At 61.3% G+C, this 17,961-nt stretch carries 12 protein-coding genes and 2 pseudogenes; 13 read left to right on the forward strand and 1 reads right to left on the reverse strand.

Annotated features, from left to right (window positions below; all coding sequences use genetic code 11):
• Positions 1 to 15: 15 nt before the first annotated feature.
• From HU739_RS22570 to HU739_RS22585, 5 genes and pseudogenes are all read left to right on the forward strand, one after another.
• Positions 16 to 612, forward strand: coding sequence for a biliverdin-producing heme oxygenase (locus HU739_RS22570; RefSeq protein ID WP_186550588.1), 597 nt, complete (start codon positions 16 to 18; stop codon positions 610 to 612).
• Between the two features lie 165 nt (positions 613 to 777).
• The gene (locus HU739_RS22575; protein ID WP_186550586.1) at positions 778 to 1,167 is read left to right on the forward strand and encodes a YbaN family protein; all 390 of its coding nucleotides are present in this window, start codon (positions 778 to 780) and stop codon (positions 1,165 to 1,167) included.
• A 619-nt stretch (positions 1,168 to 1,786) separates the two neighbouring features.
• Positions 1,787 to 2,794, forward strand: a pseudogene (locus tag HU739_RS27115) (PDC sensor domain-containing protein); the annotation flags it as partial.
• Between the two features lie 330 nt (positions 2,795 to 3,124).
• A pseudogene (locus HU739_RS27120) lies at positions 3,125 to 3,652 on the forward strand (methyl-accepting chemotaxis protein); the annotation flags it as partial.
• A gap of 192 nt (positions 3,653 to 3,844) precedes the next feature.
• Positions 3,845 to 5,191 carry a CoA transferase gene (locus tag HU739_RS22585; RefSeq protein WP_186550582.1) on the forward strand — a complete coding sequence of 449 codons (1,347 nt, stop codon included), beginning with the start codon at positions 3,845 to 3,847 and terminating at the stop codon, positions 5,189 to 5,191.
• Between the two features lie 106 nt (positions 5,192 to 5,297).
• Here the strand turns inward: HU739_RS22585 and arcD (HU739_RS22590) are convergent, their stop codons facing one another.
• Positions 5,298 to 6,725, reverse strand: a complete 1,428-nt coding sequence (gene arcD / locus HU739_RS22590; RefSeq protein WP_186547188.1) for an arginine-ornithine antiporter — start codon at positions 6,723 to 6,725, stop codon at positions 5,298 to 5,300.
• Positions 6,726 to 7,162: 437 nt separating this feature from the next.
• Between arcD (HU739_RS22590) and arcD (HU739_RS22595) the strand changes: the two genes are divergently transcribed.
• From arcD (HU739_RS22595) to gcvP, 8 genes are all read left to right on the forward strand, one after another.
• Complete coding sequence (gene arcD, locus HU739_RS22595; RefSeq protein WP_186547187.1) at positions 7,163 to 8,590, forward strand: arginine-ornithine antiporter; 1,428 nt, start codon at positions 7,163 to 7,165, stop codon at positions 8,588 to 8,590.
• A 35-nt stretch (positions 8,591 to 8,625) separates the two neighbouring features.
• Positions 8,626 to 9,882, forward strand: coding sequence for an arginine deiminase (arcA, locus tag HU739_RS22600; protein ID WP_186547186.1), 1,257 nt, complete (start codon positions 8,626 to 8,628; stop codon positions 9,880 to 9,882).
• A 68-nt stretch (positions 9,883 to 9,950) separates the two neighbouring features.
• A complete protein-coding gene (locus HU739_RS22605; RefSeq protein ID WP_186547185.1) occupies positions 9,951 to 10,961 on the forward strand; it encodes an ornithine carbamoyltransferase in 1,011 nt (336 codons plus the stop codon).
• A 138-nt stretch (positions 10,962 to 11,099) separates the two neighbouring features.
• Positions 11,100 to 12,029 (forward strand): carbamate kinase, encoded by a 930-nt coding sequence (arcC, locus tag HU739_RS22610; protein ID WP_186547184.1) that lies wholly within the window; start codon positions 11,100 to 11,102, stop codon positions 12,027 to 12,029.
• A gap of 62 nt (positions 12,030 to 12,091) precedes the next feature.
• Positions 12,092 to 12,454, forward strand: coding sequence for a DUF5064 family protein (locus HU739_RS22615; protein WP_186547183.1), 363 nt, complete (start codon positions 12,092 to 12,094; stop codon positions 12,452 to 12,454).
• Positions 12,455 to 12,656: 202 nt separating this feature from the next.
• Entirely contained in the window at positions 12,657 to 14,165 is a 1,509-nt protein-coding gene (locus HU739_RS22620; RefSeq protein WP_186547182.1) for a sigma-54-dependent transcriptional regulator, read from the forward strand.
• A 418-nt stretch (positions 14,166 to 14,583) separates the two neighbouring features.
• Positions 14,584 to 14,967 carry a glycine cleavage system protein GcvH gene (gene gcvH / locus HU739_RS22625; protein ID WP_186550580.1) on the forward strand — a complete coding sequence of 128 codons (384 nt, stop codon included), beginning with the start codon at positions 14,584 to 14,586 and terminating at the stop codon, positions 14,965 to 14,967.
• A 12-nt stretch (positions 14,968 to 14,979) separates the two neighbouring features.
• Complete coding sequence (gene gcvP / locus HU739_RS22630; RefSeq protein ID WP_186550578.1) at positions 14,980 to 17,832, forward strand: aminomethyl-transferring glycine dehydrogenase; 2,853 nt, start codon at positions 14,980 to 14,982, stop codon at positions 17,830 to 17,832.
• Positions 17,833 to 17,961 lie beyond the last annotated feature (129 nt).

A 17,961-nucleotide genomic window follows, 5' to 3' on the forward strand; every position in this document is an offset into this window, starting at 1 on the left:
TCAAGGACACCCCCCATGACTGCCTCGGAAAAAGCCCTGCGTTCGCAACGCCTGAACCAGATCACCCATGAGCCGCACAGCAAACTCGATGCGTTGGTCAAGGCCCACGCGCCATTCGAAACCCGCGCCAGCTTCGCCCGTTTCGTCGTCGCGCAATACCTGTTCCAGTCGGAACTGGTCGAGCTGTACAACGACGCCGAACTGACCGCGATTATCGCGGACCTGCCGGCCCGCTGCCGCGCCGAAGCGGCCAGGGCCGACCTTGCCGACCTCGACACCGAAGTTCCGGCGTCTGTAGCCGGCGCGGTGAAAAACCCGAGCAAGGCACGGGCGCTGGGCTGGCTCTTTGTGTCCGAAGGTTCGAAGCTCGGCGCAGCGTTCCTGATCAAACGCGCGGTGGCGCTGGAGCTGAGCGAAACCTTCGGTGCCCGTCATTTGGCTGAACCGCAAGGTGGGCGTGCCGAGGGCTGGAAAAGTTTTGTACGCACCCTCGACGCCTTGCCATTCACGGCTGAGGAGGAAGCCGAAGTGGAGCAAGGTGCGCTGGAGGCGTTCAACCGCTTCACCGTGCTGCTGGAACAGGCATACGCAACCGAAGCCGAACCTGCCTGACACACCGCAGTTTTTCTCTGTAGGAGTGAGCCTGCTCGCGATAGCGTCTTTTCATTCAACATCGATGTCGACTGATACACCGCTATCGCGAGCAGGCTCACTCCTACAGGGGGATCGCGTAAGTCTGTAAGATCTCCGTTCCGCTTCAGAAGCCACCGCTGAGCCATGCCCGCACCCGCCACCTCAAAACTCGCCCGTCTGCTGTTCGGTCTGCTCGCCTATGTCAGCCTTGGCATCGGCCTGATCGCGATTGTCGTGCCCGGCCTGCCGACCACCGAGTTCATCCTCCTCGCTGCGTGGGCGGCGACCCGCAGTTCGCCGCGCCTGAGTGCCTGGCTGGAGAACCATCGCCTGTTCGGACCGATCCTCAGTAACTGGCGCAACGGCAGAATCATCGCGCGCAACGCCAAGATCAGCGCCACCGCGAGCATGCTGCTGTGCGCGACGCTGATGCTGGTGATGCTCGATCACGGTTGGCCGATTTACCTGGCAATTGCCGGGATGAGCCTGGGCAACCTGTGGATCTGGTCACGCCCGGAATGCATCCCTCACTAGTTCAGCCAATTCCCTGTGGCGAGGTAGCTTGCTCCCGCTGGAGGGCGAAGCACTCCCCGGCATTTTGCCTGACAAACCTGGATTGCAGGTTTTGCGACGGCTGCGCAGTCGAGCGGGAGCAAGCTCCCTCGCCACAAAAAAGCCCTCAGCGGCCGAGCGAAATCTCCCTGAATTTTTAATCGTTTTCAGCACTTTCCCCTGCGCAAACGTTTAGCGGCGACCGTCCGTCGGCAAGCGCCTCATGCCGTCTCGCTCGACGCCGATGAGCATTGAATGGCGCTGAATGGATTTGGCAAACCGGGCTCCTGGCCCAGGCCACCTGTTTATTCCATTCGCGAGATCGCCCATGTTCGACGCCCTTTCCATTCGCCTGAAAATTGTCCTGCTCTCCGGCCTGTGCCTGCTCGGTGTGGTGGCGCTGATTGTCGGCATGAACATTTATCAGACCAACCAGAACGACGCGGTGGTCAGCACCTCGAGCAGCAAGATGCTCACCGCCAGCGTACAGAACCTGCTGCAAGCCAAGGCCGCCGAGCAAGCGGTGCGGGTGCAGAAGACCTTCGGCGAAAGCCTGCTGGTGGTCACTGCCCTCGCCGACCAGATCAAAGATCTTCGGACGATGGCGGCCAAGCGTTCACTGGATGCTGGCGCCGTGCGTGAAGAGTTGAACCAGAGCCTGAAAACCACCTTCGAGCGCAACGACAAGGTGCTCGGCATCTGGCTGGCCTTCGAACCCAACGGCCTCGACGGCAAGGACAGCGAGTTCGCCAACGATGCCGCGCGTCAGTCCAACGAAGCCGGGCGTTTCGCCTCGTACTGGAGCCGTGCCGGCGGCGCCTCGCTGAACACGATCATGGTCGAAGATGACCTGACCAAGACCACCCTCAGCGTCAGCGGTACGCCCTACAACAGTTGGTACACCTGCCCTCGCGACAACAAGCGCACCTGCCTGCTCGACCCGTATGCCGACACCGTCGGTGGCAAGGAAATGCTCATGACGACCATTTCCGTACCGCTGCTGGTCGACGGCAAAGCCATCGGCGTGGTCGGTGTCGACATCGCCCTCGACGCCCTGCAAGCCGCCGCTGTCGATTCGCAACGCAGCCTGTTCAACAACGCCGGGCATATGTTGATCGTTTCCGGCAGTGGCGTGCTTGCTGCCGACAGCGCTGACGCCAGCCGGGTCGGCAAAAAAATCAGCGACACCCTCGGTGCCGATGGCCAGGATGTCTTGCAACTGGTCGGCAGCGGCACCGCGAAAATCCTTGAACAGGGCGAGTTGATTCGCGCCGTTTACCCGGTCGATCCGATCGGCAACTCGCGCGCCTGGGGCGTGGTCATCGACTTGCCAAAGCACGTGCTGCTGGCCGACTCGGTCAAGCTGCAAGCGGTGCTCGACGACGCGCAAGAAACCGGCGTGATCACCGCCCTGCTGGTGGCCGTCGCCGCCGGTGTAGTCGGTTTGTTGCTGATCTGGCTCACCGCCTCCGGCGTTACCCGCCCGATCAACAGCGTCGCCGACATGCTGAAAAACATCGCCAGCGGCGAAGGCGACCTGACCCAGCGCCTGAACTACAGCAAGAAAGACGAACTGGGCGAACTGGTGAACTGGTTCAACCGCTTCCTCGACAAACTGCAACCGACCATCGCCCAGATCAAGCAGAGCATCACCGAAGCGCGCGGCACTGCTGACCAGTCCTCGGAAATCGCCCGGCAGACCAGCGAAGGCATGCAGGTGCAGTTCCGCGAAATTGACCAGGTCGCCACCGCATCCAACGAAATGAGCGCCACTGCTCACGATGTCGCCAACAGCGCCTCGAACGCCGCCAATGCGGCGAAAGGCGCCGATCAATCGGCCAAGGACGGTATGGCGATCATCGAGCGCAGTACCCGCGACATCAATCAACTGGCCGACGAAGTCAGCAAAGCGGTGACTGAAGTCGAAGCGCTGGCGGTCAACAGCGAGCAGATCGGCTCGGTGCTGGAAGTGATCCGCAGCATCGCCGAGCAAACCAACCTGCTCGCCCTCAACGCCGCCATCGAAGCCGCCCGTGCCGGTGAGAGCGGCCGAGGGTTTGCGGTGGTGGCGGACGAAGTGCGTAATCTGGCCAAGCGCACGCAGGATTCGGTAGAGGAGATTCGTCTGGTGATCGAACGCATCCAGACCGGCACCCGTGGCGTGGTCGCGACCATGCATTCGAGTCAGACCCAGGCGCACAACAACGCCGGACAGATCCGCCACGCCGTCGATGCGCTGGGCAAGATCAGCGATGCGGTAACGGTGATCAGCGACATGAACCTGCAAATTGCCAGCGCGGCTGAACAGCAAAGCGCAGTGGCTGAAGAGGTCAATCGCAACGTCTCGGCGATTCGTACCGTCACCGAAACCCTGACCGGGCAGGCCACCGAATCGGCGGCGATCAGCAGCCAGCTCAACAGCCTGGCGAGCCAGCAGATGAAACTGATGGATCAGTTCCGCGTCTAGTCGCTACCCCACCTACCGATCGTTCCCACGCTCCGCGTGGGAATGCATCAAGGGACGCTCCGCGTTCCAGCTTTCGATTGGGACGCAGAGCGTCCCGGGCGGCATTCCCACGCGGAGCGTGGGAACGATCCAATTTCATCCAGACCGGTTTTTTTTGCACTATCATCGCCCTCTCGCTCCGGAGGGCCTTCGATGTCTGATCTGCTCACGTCCATTCAAGCCGCACTCGGCTTGTCGCGCACGCCAATTCCTTTCAACGGTCACGGCGCCCTGCCCTCGGCCCTCGCCGTCACCGAACTGGCTTGCGCGAGTATTGCCGCTGCCGGGCAAGCCGTCAGCGAACTGCTTCATCAGCAGGTCGGCCACTTGCCGAGCGTGGAAGTCGACCGGCGGCTGGCCTCGTTCTGGTTCTCCACCTCGCTTCGCCCGATCGGCTGGCAAGTGCCGCCGCTGTGGGACGCCATCGCCGGCGACTACGCCACCCGCGACGGCTGGATCCGCCTGCACACCAACGCGCCACATCATCGCGCCGCCGCTGAACGCGTGCTCGGTGCCTGTGCCGACCGTGCGGCAATGGCGACGAAAGTGGCGCAATGGGCGAGCAAGGATCTGGAGCAAGCGGTGGTCGAGGCCAAGGGCTGCGCCGCCGAAATGCGCAGCTGGGCGCAGTGGCAGCAACATCCGCAGGGGCTGGCGGTGAATGCCGAACCGCTGGTGCACTTCATCGAGCAGCCGAACGAGACGCGCGCCGCGTGGCGCGGTTCGATCGAACGACCTCTGGCCGGGATCAAGGTGCTGGACCTGACCCGCGTACTCGCTGGGCCCACCGCCAGCCGCTTTCTTGCAGGGCTGGGCGCCGACGTGCTGCGCATCGATCCGCCGAGCTGGAACGAGCCCGGCGTCGTCCCGGAAATGACCGTCGGCAAACGCTGTGCGCGGCTGGATCTGCAAGTACCTGCGGATCGAGCCGTGTTCGAAGGTTTATTGAAAGACGCCGATATTTTGCTGCATGGCTACCGCGCCGATGCTCTGGAACATCTCGGTTTTGGTGTTGAGCGCCGCCAGCAACTGGCACCGGGTCTGATCGATGTCTGCCTCAACGCCTACGGCTGGAACGGCCCGTGGCAGAACCGCCGGGGCTTCGACAGTCTGGTACAGATGAGCAGCGGCATCGCCGAGGCCGGCCAGCATTGGAAGCATAGCGATAAGCCAACACCGTTGCCGGTGCAGGCGCTGGACCACGCGACCGGGTATCTGATGGCGGCAAGTGCACTCAAGTTGCTGACGGAGCGCTTTGCAAACGGTCGCGGGGGGTCGGCGCGGTTGTCGTTGGCGCGCACGGCGAAGTTGTTGATCGAGCATGGGCCGGGGACGCCTGAACCGTTGCGTGGCGAAGAGGCGCAGGATCAGGATTCGCTGATCGAGCACACCGCGTGGGGCCCGGCGCGGAGGTTGCGCATGCCGGTGCAGATCAGCGGGACGGTGTTGCGATGGGATTTGCCGGCCGCTGAACTGGGGTCACATCGCCCACAGTGGTGAATTTGAAATCGCTATCGCGAGCAGGCTCACTCCTACAGGGGTACGCGCTCCAAATGTAGGAGTGAGCCTGCTCGCGAAGAGGCCGGACCTGCCAAAGCAAACCCGCCTACAAACTCAACACCCCGCTATACAACCCATAAGCCGCCAGCCCCGCCCCGATCACCACGCAAGCAAAAATCCCCTTCTCCACCGTGGTAAAAACCGGTTGCCCCTGTTCATGCTTGGCCTTGGCAAACAGAATCACCCCCGGCGCGTACAGCAACGCCGACAGCAGCAAGTATTTCACCCCACCGGCGTACAACAGCCACACCGCGTAAACCAGCGCGATGCCGCCAATCAGCAGATCCTTGGTACGTTCGGCCGAGGCGTGCTCGTAGGTTTCGCCGCGTCCGCTCAACAGCACCGCGTACGCCGCCGACCACAGGTAGGGCACCAGAATCATCGACGAGGCCAGGTAAATCAGGCTGGTGTAGGTGCCCGCCGAGAACAGCGTGATCAACAGGAAAATCTGAATCATCGCGTTGGTCAGCCACAACGCGTTGACCGGCACGTGGTTGTTGTTTTCCTTCTTCAGGAACGCCGGCATGGTCTTGTCCTTGGCCGTGGCGAAGAGAATTTCCGCACACAGCAAGGCCCACGACAACAACGCACCGAGCAGCGAAATCGCCAGCCCCACGCTGATCAGCAACGCGCCCCACGGCCCGACAATGTGCTCAAGCACCGCCGCCAGCGACGGGTTCTGCAGATTGGCCAGTTCCGGCTGACTCATGATCCCCAGCGACAGCACATTGACCAGCACCAGCAGCGCCAGCACCCCGATAAAGCCAATCACCGTGGCGCGGCCGACATCGCTGCGTTTCTCCGCTCGCGCCGAATACACGCTGGCGCCCTCGATGCCGATGAACACGAACACAGTGACCAGCATCATGTTGCGCACCTGGTCCATCACCCCGCCGAACTGCGGGTTACTGGTGCCCCAGATGTCGCGAGTAAAAATGTCAGCCTTGAACGCCACCGCGGCAATGACAATGAACATGATCAACGGCACAACTTTGGCGACGGTGGTCAGCTGATTGATCAGCGCCGCCTCCTTGATCCCGCGCATCACCAGAAAATGCACCGCCCACAGCAGCACCGAGGCGCAGCCAATGGCAATCGGCGTGTTGCCCTGGCCGAACACTGGAAAAAAATAGCCGAGGGTGCTGAACAGCAAGACGAAATAGCCGACGTTGCCCAGCCAGGCGCTGATCCAGTAACCCCAGGCGGAGGAGAAACCCATGTAGTCGCCGAACCCGGCCTTGGCGTAGGCATAGACGCCTGAGTCGAGTTCCGGTTTGCGATTGGCCAGGGTCTGGAAGACGAATGCCAGGGTCAGCATGCCGATCGCGGTGATGCCCCAACCGATCAGGATCGCCCCGGCATCAGCGCGCGCCGCCATGTTCTGCGGCAGCGAGAAAATACCTCCGCCAATCATCGACCCCACCACCAGAGCGATCAACGCGCCAAGGCGCAGCTTCTGCGTCGGTTGCGACATGCAAATCTCCTCGAAAGAACCGCTGATGTTTATTTGTAACAACGACGGACTAAAACCCTGAGCGTAGATGACGTTTATCAGGTAATGCCCTTTTTCGCGCGCTTATATATAGCGGATGACGATAACGCGTAGCACATCCAGTCAGTTTTGTGCGCTGATCCTGATTAATCAATTCTGTACTGAAAACAGATGACGGACATTTGCCAAACGCTGAAAAGCAACTAGCGTCATAGTTCGAAAGCATTAACAGCCATTCCCGATTACGTAAGCGGAACGCCTCTGGCACGGGCCTTCCAGACGACCGTCTTATGCCTGCAACGGGTTCATAAGTCATTCATTAACAATGGAATGTGACCATGCACTGATCCATGTCAGCTATTCGAACAGACAACAGTACTAGGCTGTGAGCTCTCCTTTCCTGCAATGGAGTTATGCAAATGTCTGAAGCGCCCGGAAAACTAAGACTCGGTGCACTAGTCGCACTGGTAGTCGGTTCAATGATCGGCGGCGGGATATTTTCGTTGCCACAAAACATGGCCGCCAGCGCCGACGTCGGTGCCGTGCTGATCGGCTGGGCCATCACCGCTGTCGGCATGCTCACCCTCGCTTTTGTCTTTCAGACCCTCGCCAATCGCAAGCCTGACCTGGACGGCGGTGTCTACGCCTATGCCAAGGCCGGTTTCGGCGACTACATGGGCTTCTCGTCCGCCTGGGGTTACTGGATCAGCGCCTGGCTGGGCAACGTTGGCTACTTCGTTTTGCTGTTCAGCACCCTCGGCTATTTCTTCCCGATATTTGGTGAAGGCAACACGCCGGCGGCGGTGATCGGCGCGTCGGTGCTGCTGTGGGGCGTGCACTTTCTGGTGCTGCGCGGGATCAAGGAAGCGGCGTTCATCAACCTGGTGACCACCGTCGCCAAGGTCGTGCCGCTGCTGCTGTTCGTGTTGATCGCCGTCTTCGCGTTCAAACTGGACATCTTCACCGCCGACATCTGGGGCGTTAAAAACCCCGATCTGGGCAGCGTGATGAATCAGGTACGCAACATGATGCTGGTCACCGTGTGGGTGTTCATCGGTATCGAGGGCGCGAGCATTTTCTCGGCCCGCGCCGAAAAACGCTCGGACGTCGGCAAGGCCACCGTGATCGGCTTCATCACCGTGCTGCTGTTTCTGGTGCTGGTCAACGTGCTGTCGCTGGGCATCATGACCCAACCGGAACTGGCGAAACTGCAGAACCCGTCGATGGCCGCGGTGCTTGAACACGTGGTCGGTCACTGGGGCGCGGTGCTGATCAGCGTCGGTCTGATCATATCCTTGCTGGGGGCGCTGCTGTCGTGGGTGCTGCTGTGTGCGGAGATCATGTTCGCCGCTGCCAAGGACCACACCATGCCGGAGTTTCTGCGCAAGGAAAACGCCAACCACGTGCCGGTCAACGCCCTGTGGCTGACCAACGCGATGGTGCAGATTTTCCTCATCATCACGCTGTTCTCGGCCAGCACTTACCTGTCGCTGATCTACCTCGCCACCTCGATGATTCTGGTGCCTTACCTGTGGTCGGCGGCGTATGCCCTGCTGCTCGCGGTACGGGGTGAGAGCTACGCAGGTTTCGCCGCCGAACGGCGCAAGGATCTGATCATCGGCGGTATCGCCCTGATCTATGCGGTGTGGTTGTTGTACGCCGGCGGGGTCAAGTACCTGCTGCTGTCGGCCCTGCTCTATGCGCCCGGCGCGATCCTGTTCGCCAAGGCCAAGCTGGAACTCAAGCAACCGATATTCACCAACGTCGAGAAGCTGATTTTCGCCGCAGTGGTCATAGGCGCCGTGGTGGCGGCCTACGGTCTCTACGATGGCTTCCTGACGCTGTAACCCCTGATTGATTTGTCATCTGGAGGAACACAGAAATGACCACGGAAAAAGTGAAGTACGGCGTCCACTCCGAAGCCGGGAAACTGCGTAAAGTCATGGTTTGCTCCCCAGGTCTGGCCCATCAGCGGCTGACCCCGAACAACTGCGATGAGCTGCTGTTCGACGACGTGCTGTGGGTGGCGCAGGCCAAGCGCGACCACTTCGACTTCGTCACCAAAATGCGCGAGCGCGGCATCGACGTGCTGGAAATGCACAACCTGCTGACCGACATTGTCGCCATCCCCGAAGCACTGGACTGGATCCTTGAGCGCAAGGTCACCGCCGACTCGGTGGGCCTGGGCCTGATCAATGAAGTGAAATCCTGGCTGCAAAGCCTGGAGCCACGGCACATCGCCGAATTCCTGATTGGTGGGGTTTCCGCCGACGATCTGCCGGACAGCTTCGGTGGCAAGACCATCCAGATGTTCCGCGACTTCCTCGGCCACTCCAGCTTCATATTGCCGCCGCTGCCCAACACCCAGTTCACCCGCGACACCACCTGCTGGATCTACGGTGGCGTGACGCTGAATCCAATGTACTGGCCGGCGCGTCGTCAGGAGACCTTGCTGACCACCGCGATCTACAAATTCCATCCGCAATTCACCAACGCCGATTTCGAAATCTGGTACGGCGATCCGGACAAGGATCACGGCAGCTCGACCCTCGAAGGCGGCGACGTCATGCCGATCGGCAACGGCGTGGTGTTGATCGGCATGGGCGAACGTTCGTCGCGTCAGGCCATCGGCCAATTGGCGCTGAACCTGTTCAAAAACAAGGCCGTGGAAAAAGTCATCGTCGCCGGCCTGCCGAAATCCCGCGCGGCGATGCACCTGGACACCGTGTTCAGTTTCTGCGACCGCGATCTGGTGACGATTTTCCCGGAAGTGGTCAACCAGATCGTCGCCTTCACCCTGCGCCCTGACGAAAGCAAACAGGGCGGCATCGACATCCGCCGTGAAGAAGGCAGCTTCCTCGACACCGTTGCCGCGGCGCTCAACCTGCCCAAGCTGCGCGTGGTCGAGACCGGCGGCAACAGCTTCGCCGCCGAACGCGAGCAATGGGACGACGGCAACAACGTGGTGGCCGTGGAGCCGGGCGTGGTCATCGGCTACGACCGCAACACTTACACCAACACGCTGCTGCGCAAGGCCGGCGTGGAAGTCATCACCATCAGCGCCGGCGAACTCGGGCGCGGCCGTGGCGGCGGCCACTGCATGACCTGCCCGATCATCCGCGACCCGATTGATTACTAACCTCTGAGCCCTGGCCGGCACTTACCCAGTGCCGCCGGGGGGATAACCGACACCGAAGGAGATCCATCATGGCTTTTAACATTCACAACCGTAACCTGCTGAGCCTGGAACACCACACCCCACGTGAGCTGCGTTACCTGCTCGACCTGTCCCGCGATCTGAAACGCGCGAAATACACCGGCACCGAGCAACAACATCTGAAGGGCAACAACATCGCCCTGATCTTCGAAAAAACCTCGACCCGCACCCGTTGTGCATTCGAAGTGGCGGCCTACGATCAAGGCGCCAACGTTACCTACATCGACCCGAATTCCTCGCAGATCGGCCACAAGGAAAGCATGAAGGACACCGCTCGCGTGCTCGGTCGCATGTACGACGCCATCGAGTACCGAGGCTTCAAACAGGAAATCGTCGAAGAGCTGGCCAAGTTCGCCGGGGTGCCGGTGTTCAACGGCCTGACCGATGAATATCATCCGACGCAAATGATCGCCGACGTGCTGACCATGCGTGAACACGCCGACAAGCCGATCCATGAGATCAGCTACGCCTACCTCGGCGATGCGCGCAACAACATGGGCAACTCGCTGCTGCTGATCGGCGCCAAGCTGGGCATGGACGTGCGCATCTGCGCGCCGAAAGCGCTGTGGCCGCTGGACGATCTGGTTGCGCGTTGCCACCAGTACGCTGAAGAAAGCGGCGCGCGCATCACCTTGACCGAAGACCCGAAAGCGGCGGTCAAGGGCGTCGATTTCATTCACACCGACGTCTGGGTATCGATGGGCGAGCCGGTTGAAGCCTGGGCCGAGCGCATCCAGCAACTGCTGCCATATCAGGTCAACGCCGAGCTGATGAAAGCCACCGGCAACCCGCGCACCAAGTTCATGCACTGCCTGCCGGCGTTTCACAACAGCGATACCAAAGTCGGCAAACAGATCGCCGAACAGTACCCGCACCTGAAAAACGGCATCGAAGTGACCGACGACGTATTCGAGTCGCCGGCCTGCATCGCCTTCGAGCAAGCGGAAAACCGCATGCACACGATCAAGGCGATTCTGGTCTCGACCCTGGCTGATCTCTAACTGGTTGAAGATGATCGTTCCCACGCTCCCGCGTGGGAATGCATCCCGTGACGCTCTGCGTCACAGCGGACGCGGAGCGTCCGTGGCGGCATTCCCACGCAGAGCGTGGGAACGATCAATACGAAAAGGACATGCACCATGCGTATCGTCGTAGCCCTGGGCGGTAACGCCCTGCTCCGCCGTGGTGAGCCGATGACCGCTGACAACCAGCGCGCCAACATCCGCATCGCCACCGAGCAAATCGCCAAGATCCACCCCGGCAACCAACTGGTCATCGCCCACGGCAATGGCCCGCAAGTCGGCCTGCTGTCGCTGCAAGCGGCGGCTTATACCTCCGTCAGCCCTTACCCGCTGGACGTGCTCGGCGCCGAAACCGAAGGCATGATCGGCTACATCATCGAACAGGAACTGGGCAACCTGCTCGACTTCGAAGTGCCATTCGCCACTTTGCTCACCCAGGTCGAAGTCGATGCCAACGACCCGGCCTTCAAGAACCCGACCAAACCGATCGGCCCGGTCTACGACAAGGCCGAAGCGGAAAAACTTGCGGCAGAGAAAGGCTGGGCGATTGCCCCGGACGGCGACAAGTTTCGCCGTGTAGTCGCCAGCCCACGGCCAAAACGCATCTTTGAAATCCGCCCGATCAAGTGGCTGCTGGACAAAGGCAGCATCGTTATCTGCGCCGGTGGCGGCGGTATCCCGACGATGTATGACGAGAACCGCAACCTCAAAGGCATCGAAGCGGTGATCGACAAGGACCTGTGCTCCTCGCTGCTCGCCGAGCAACTGGAAGCCGACTTGCTGGTGATCGCTACCGACGTCAACGCCGCGTTCATCGACTACGGCAAGCCAACCCAAAAAGCCATCGCCGAAGCCCACCCGGACGAACTCGAACGTCTCGGCTTCGCCGCCGGGTCCATGGGACCGAAGGTGCAGGCAGCCTGCGAATTCGCCCGCCATACTGGCAAGGTCGCGGTGATCGGTTCGCTGGCCGATATCGAAGCCATCGTGCAGGGCACCGCCGGTACGCGGGTCAGCACGGCGAAACCGGGTATCAGCTACCGATAACAATAATGACCGGGGCAGGCTGAAGGCCTGCCTCTCTCACATGCCTTGAAAGGAGTACCTCAATGGCCCAATTTGAACCTGGTCATTTGCACATCGAGCGGCACGCGTTGACGGACGATGACGTCAATTACAACGTGCACCTGGACTATGAAGTGTTCACCGATCCGCAGAAAGGCAAAGGGATTCAGTTCACCCTGCACGGCAGCATGCAGGGCAAGGACATGAAGGAGACGTTTTTCCTGCCCAAGGAAGAGGCCTACAACTTCGCCCGCGACGTGACGAGGATTGCCGAGAAATACGGGATTCCGAAGGCCCACAGCCAGATCGGCTCGGTGCACAAGCACTACGATCTGATGTTTGAAGACATTCGTGAAAAGTTGAACATGCAATCCGGGGATCCGGTCAATCTTGAGCATTTCGAATAACCACGAATCCACCACAATGATCGTTCCCACGCTCTGCGTGGGAATGCATCCCGTGACGCTCCGCGTCACAGCAGACGCGGAGCGTCCGTGGCGGCATTCCCACGCAGAGCGTGGGAACGATCAGCGGGGACACATATTTCACCATTAGCCCGCCCCAAGGCATACTTGCCTCCCTCCGCACTGCAGAACACTGAACCGCCCCATGCGTATCCACGTCAGCTTCATCGACCGCGTCGGCATCACCCAGGAAGTCCTGGCTATTCTCGGTGGACGCAATCTCAATCTGGATGCGGTGGAGATGATCCCGCCGAACGTCTACATCGACGCGCCGACCCTGAGCCCGCAAGTGCTCGAAGAACTCAAGGATGCGCTGTTTCGGGTACTCGGCGTTGAAGCGGTGACCGTGGTCGATATCCTTCCCGGCCAGCGTCGGCACTTGCAACTCGACGCCTTGCTCGCGGCGATGACCGACCCGGTGCTGGCCCTCGACAGCGCCGGCAAAGTGCTGCTGGCCAACCCGGCGTTGATTGCGTTATACGGCCGCGAACCCGCCGGAGAAAGCGTCTCGGCGCTGTTCAACGATCCCGGCCTGCTCGACACCCTGCTCGAAAACGGCTTCCGCCTGCCGCTGCGCGAGATCACCGTCAACGGCCAGACCCTGTTGCTCGACGCCACGCCGATAACTGACGCCGGCGCCCTGCTGACCCTGTATCAACCAAACCGCATCGGCGAACAACTCTCGGCGCTGCACCACGACCATGCCGAAGGCTTCGACGCGCTGCTTGGCGAATCCCCGGCCATCCGCACCCTCAAGGCCCGCGCTCAACGGGTCGCGGCCCTCGATGCGCCGTTGTTGATTCAGGGCGAAACCGGCACCGGCAAGGAGTTGGTTGCCCGCGCCTGCCACGCGATCAGCGCCCGCCACAGTGCGCCATTTCTCGCCCTCAACTGCGCGGCGCTGCCAGAGAATCTGGCCGAGAGCGAACTGTTCGGCTACGCCCCCGGCGCTTTCACCGGCGCGGCGCGCGGCGGCAAGCCAGGTCTGATGGAACTGGCCAACCAGGGCACGGTGTTTCTCGATGAGATCGGCGAGATGTCGCCGTACTTGCAGGCCAAACTGCTGCGCTTCTTGAACGACGGCAGCTTCCGCCGCGTGGGGGGTGATCGCGAGGTGAAGGTCAATGTGCGCATCCTCAGCGCGACCCACCGCGACCTGGAAAAAATGGTCAGCGAAGGCTTGTTCCGCGAAGACCTGTTCTACCGCCTCAACGTGCTCAATGTCGAAGTCCCGCCGCTGCGCGAACGCGGCCAGGACATTCTGTTGCTGGCGCGCTACTTCATGCAGCAGGCCTGCGCGCAAATTCAGCGCCCGGTCTGTCGTCTGGCCCCGGGCACTTATCCGGCGCTGCTCGGCAATCGCTGGCCGGGCAACGTGCGGCAATTGCAGAACGTGATCTTCCGTGCGGCGGCGATTTGCGAAAGCAGCCTGGTGGATATCGGCGACCTCGACATCGCCGGCACCTCCGTCGCACGCCAGACCGACAGCGATGTCGACAGCCTCGAACAAGCCGTCGAATCGTTCGAAAGAGAGCTGCTGGAAAAGCTCTACGTCAGCTATCCCTCGACCCGCCAGTTGGCGAGCCGTCTGCAAACCTCGCATACCGCCATCGCCCATCGCCTGCGCAAATACGGCATTCCCAACAAACCCTGATCACACCACCGCCCCACTGTAGGAGTGAGCCTGCTCGCGATAGCGGTCACATCGCCCACAGTGGTGAATTTGAAATCGCTATCGCGAGCAGGCTCACTCCTACAGGGGACCGTGGCGATCTTGAAAACGACCTCCATCTGTACTGAAAGCGCTACAGCGGAACGATATCGCTACACCCTCCTCTGATCACCGCCGTGCAAGGCGTTGATCCCGTTCAGCTTTTTTCGTCGCACCGAGCTGTAGCGATTTCACTACACTGCTCAATCTGTCGAAGCTCAGCAGAGTCGCTAACTCATTGATTAAAAAAGAAAAATTAACCTTGGCCGCGTTCTTGCTAATCAATCCTCATAAATAAGGGCCTTTGCGCCCACGCTTTCCACCGCGTCCACCAGACGAGTCTGGCCCCTGAGGAGTTTCCATGAGCGAGTTGCGTTTTACTGAAGATCACGAATGGCTGCGCACCGAAGCCGACGGCAGCGTTACTGTCGGCATTACCGCGTTTGCGCAGAACGCCCTGGGCGACGTGGTATTCGTGCAACTGCCTGAATTGCAGCCCTACGAAAAAGGCGCCGAAGCCGCCACCGTGGAATCTGTCAAAGCCGCGAGCGGCGTATACATGCCCCTCGACGGTGACGTGCGGGAAGTCAATCCGGCGCTGCAAGACGCCCCGGAACTGGTCAACGAAGATCCGCTGGGCGAAGGCTGGTTCTTCCGCTTCCAGCCAAGCGACGCTTCGGCAGTCGCTAAACTGCTCGATCAGGACGCGTATGACCGTCTGATCAAAGCCCAAGCCGAAGCCTGAGGAGTAAACGCCATGACCCAAGTCAACCTCGGCACCGCCAACGAATTCATTGCCCGCCACATCGGCCCGCGCGCCGGTGACGAGCAAGCCATGCTCAACAGCCTCGGCTTCGACTCGCTCGAAGCACTGAGCGCCAATGTCATCCCGGAAAGCATCAAGGGCACCAGCGTCCTCGGCATGGACGACGGCCTCAGCGAGGCCGACGCCCTGGCGATGATCAAAGCCATCGCCGGCAAAAACCAGCTGTTCAAAACCTACATCGGCCAGGGCTACTACAACTGCCACACGCCATCGCCGATCCTGCGCAACCTGCTGGAAAACCCGGCCTGGTACACCGCGTACACGCCTTACCAGCCAGAAATTTCCCAGGGCCGTCTCGAAGCGCTGTTGAATTTCCAGACCCTGATCAGCGACCTCACCGGCCTGCCGATCGCCAACGCATCCTTGCTCGACGAAGCCACCGCCGCTGCCGAGGCCATGACCTTCTGCAAACGCCTGAGCAAGAACAAGGGCAGCCACCAGTTCTTCGCCTCGATCCACAGCCACCCGCAAACCCTCGACGTGCTGCGCACCCGTGCCGAGCCGCTGGGCATTGACGTGGTCGTGGGCGATGAGCGCGAACTGACTGACGTCACGCCGTTCTTTGGCGCGCTGCTGCAATACCCGGCGAGCAACGGCGACCTGTTTGATTACCGCGAACTGACCGAACGCTTCCACGCCGCCAATGCTCTGGTGGCCGTGGCCGCTGACCTGCTGGCCCTGACCCTGCTCACCGCACCGGGCGAGTTCGGCGCTGACGTGGCCATCGGTTCGGCGCAGCGCTTTGGCGTGCCGCTGGGCTTCGGTGGTCCGCACGCGGCTTACTTTTCGACTAAAGATGCGTTCAAGCGCGACATGCCGGGCCGTCTGGTCGGTGTCTCGGTCGACCGTTTCGGCAAGCCGGCGCTGCGTCTGGCGATGCAGACCCGCGAGCAACACATCCGCCGCGAGAAGGCCACGTCGAACATCTGCACCGCGCAGGTGCTGCTGGCCAACATCGCCAGCATGTACGCCGTCTACCACGGCCCGAAAGGCCTGACGCAGATCGCCAACCGCGTGCATCACCTGACCGCGATCCTGGCCAAGGGCCTGACCGCGCTGGGCGCCAAAGTCGAACAAGCCAACTTCTTCGACACGCTGACCGTGGCCACCGGCGCACACACTGCTGCACTGCACAACAAGGCCCATGGCGCACAGATCAACCTGCGCGTGATTGACGCTGAGCGGCTGGGCCTGTCGGTCGACGAAACCACCACTCAGGCTGACATCGAAGCCCTGTGGAGCCTGTTCGCCGACGGCAAGACCCTGCCGGATTTCGCCGCCCTCGCAGCCATGGTAGAAAGCACCATCCCGGCCTCGCTGGTACGCCAGTCGCCGATCCTCAGTCACCCGGTGTTCAACCGCTATCACTCGGAAACCGAGTTGATGCGCTACCTGCGCAAGCTGGCGGACAAGGACCTGGCGCTGGACCGCACCATGATCCCGCTGGGCTCGTGCACCATGAAGCTCAACGCCGCCAGCGAAATGATCCCGGTGACCTGGGCCGAATTCGGTGCCCTGCACCCGTTCGCTCCGGCCGCACAAAGCGCCGGCTATCAGCAACTGACCGATGAACTGGAAGCGATGCTCTGCGCCGCCACCGGTTACGACTCGATCTCGCTGCAACCGAACGCCGGTTCGCAAGGTGAATACGCTGGCCTGCTGGCGATCCGTGCTTATCACCAGAGCCGTGGCGACGAGCGCCGTGACATCTGCCTGATTCCGTCGTCCGCCCACGGTACCAACCCGGCCACGGCACAAATGGCCGGCATGCGCGTGGTCGTTACCGCGTGCGATGCGCGCGGCAACGTCGACATCGAAGACCTGCGTGCCAAAGCCATCGAGCACCGCGAACACCTCGCCGCGCTGATGATCACCTACCCGTCGACCCACGGCGTGTTCGAAGAAGGCATCCGCGAAATCTGCGCGATCATTCACGACAACGGCGGCCAGGTGTACATCGACGGCGCCAACATGAACGCGATGGTCGGCCTCTGCGCACCGGGCAAATTCGGCGGCGACGTATCGCACCTGAACCTGCACAAGACCTTCTGCATTCCGCACGGCGGTGGCGGCCCGGGCGTCGGCCCGATTGGCGTCAAGTCGCACCTGACCCCGTTCCTGCCCGGCCATGGCCAGATGGAGCGCAAGGAAGGCGCAGTCTGCGCGGCGCCGTTCGGCAGCGCGAGCATTCTGCCGATCACCTGGATGTACATCCGCATGATGGGCGGCGCCGGTCTCAAGCGCGCTTCGCAACTGGCGATCCTCAACGCCAACTACATCGCCCGTCGCCTCGAAGAACATTACCCGGTGCTCTACTCGGGCAGCAATGGTCTGGTGGCGCACGAGTGCATTCTCGATCTGCGTCCGTTGAAAGACAGCAGCGGTATCAGCGTCGATGACGTCGCCAAGCGCCTGATCGACTTCGGCTTCCACGCCCCGACCATGTCGTTCCCGGTGGCCGGCACGTTGATGATCGAGCCGACCGAAAGCGAATCCAAAGAAGAACTGGACCGCTTCTGCGACGCCATGATCCGCATCCGCGAAGAAATCCGCGCAGTGGAAAACGGCACGCTGGACAAAAACGATAACCCACTGAAGAACGCCCCGCACACCGCAGCAGAGCTGGTTGGCGAGTGGACTCACCCGTACAGCCGCGAGCAAGCCGTGTACCCGGTGGCCTCGTTGATCGAAGGCAAATACTGGCCGCCGGTCGGTCGCGTCGACAACGTGTTCGGCGACCGCAACCTGGTGTGCGCCTGCCCATCGATCGAAAGCTACGCTTAAACGGATGCGGGATCAGTTATCGCTGATCCCGCACACACCGCAGAGCCCCTGTAGGAGTGAGCCTGCTCGCGATAGCGCACTGACATTCACCAATGATGTCGACTGACAGATCGCTATCGCGAGCAGGCT

This window comes from Pseudomonas hamedanensis, assembly GCF_014268595.2.
GTDB lineage: Bacteria > Pseudomonadota > Gammaproteobacteria > Pseudomonadales > Pseudomonadaceae > Aquipseudomonas > Aquipseudomonas hamedanensis.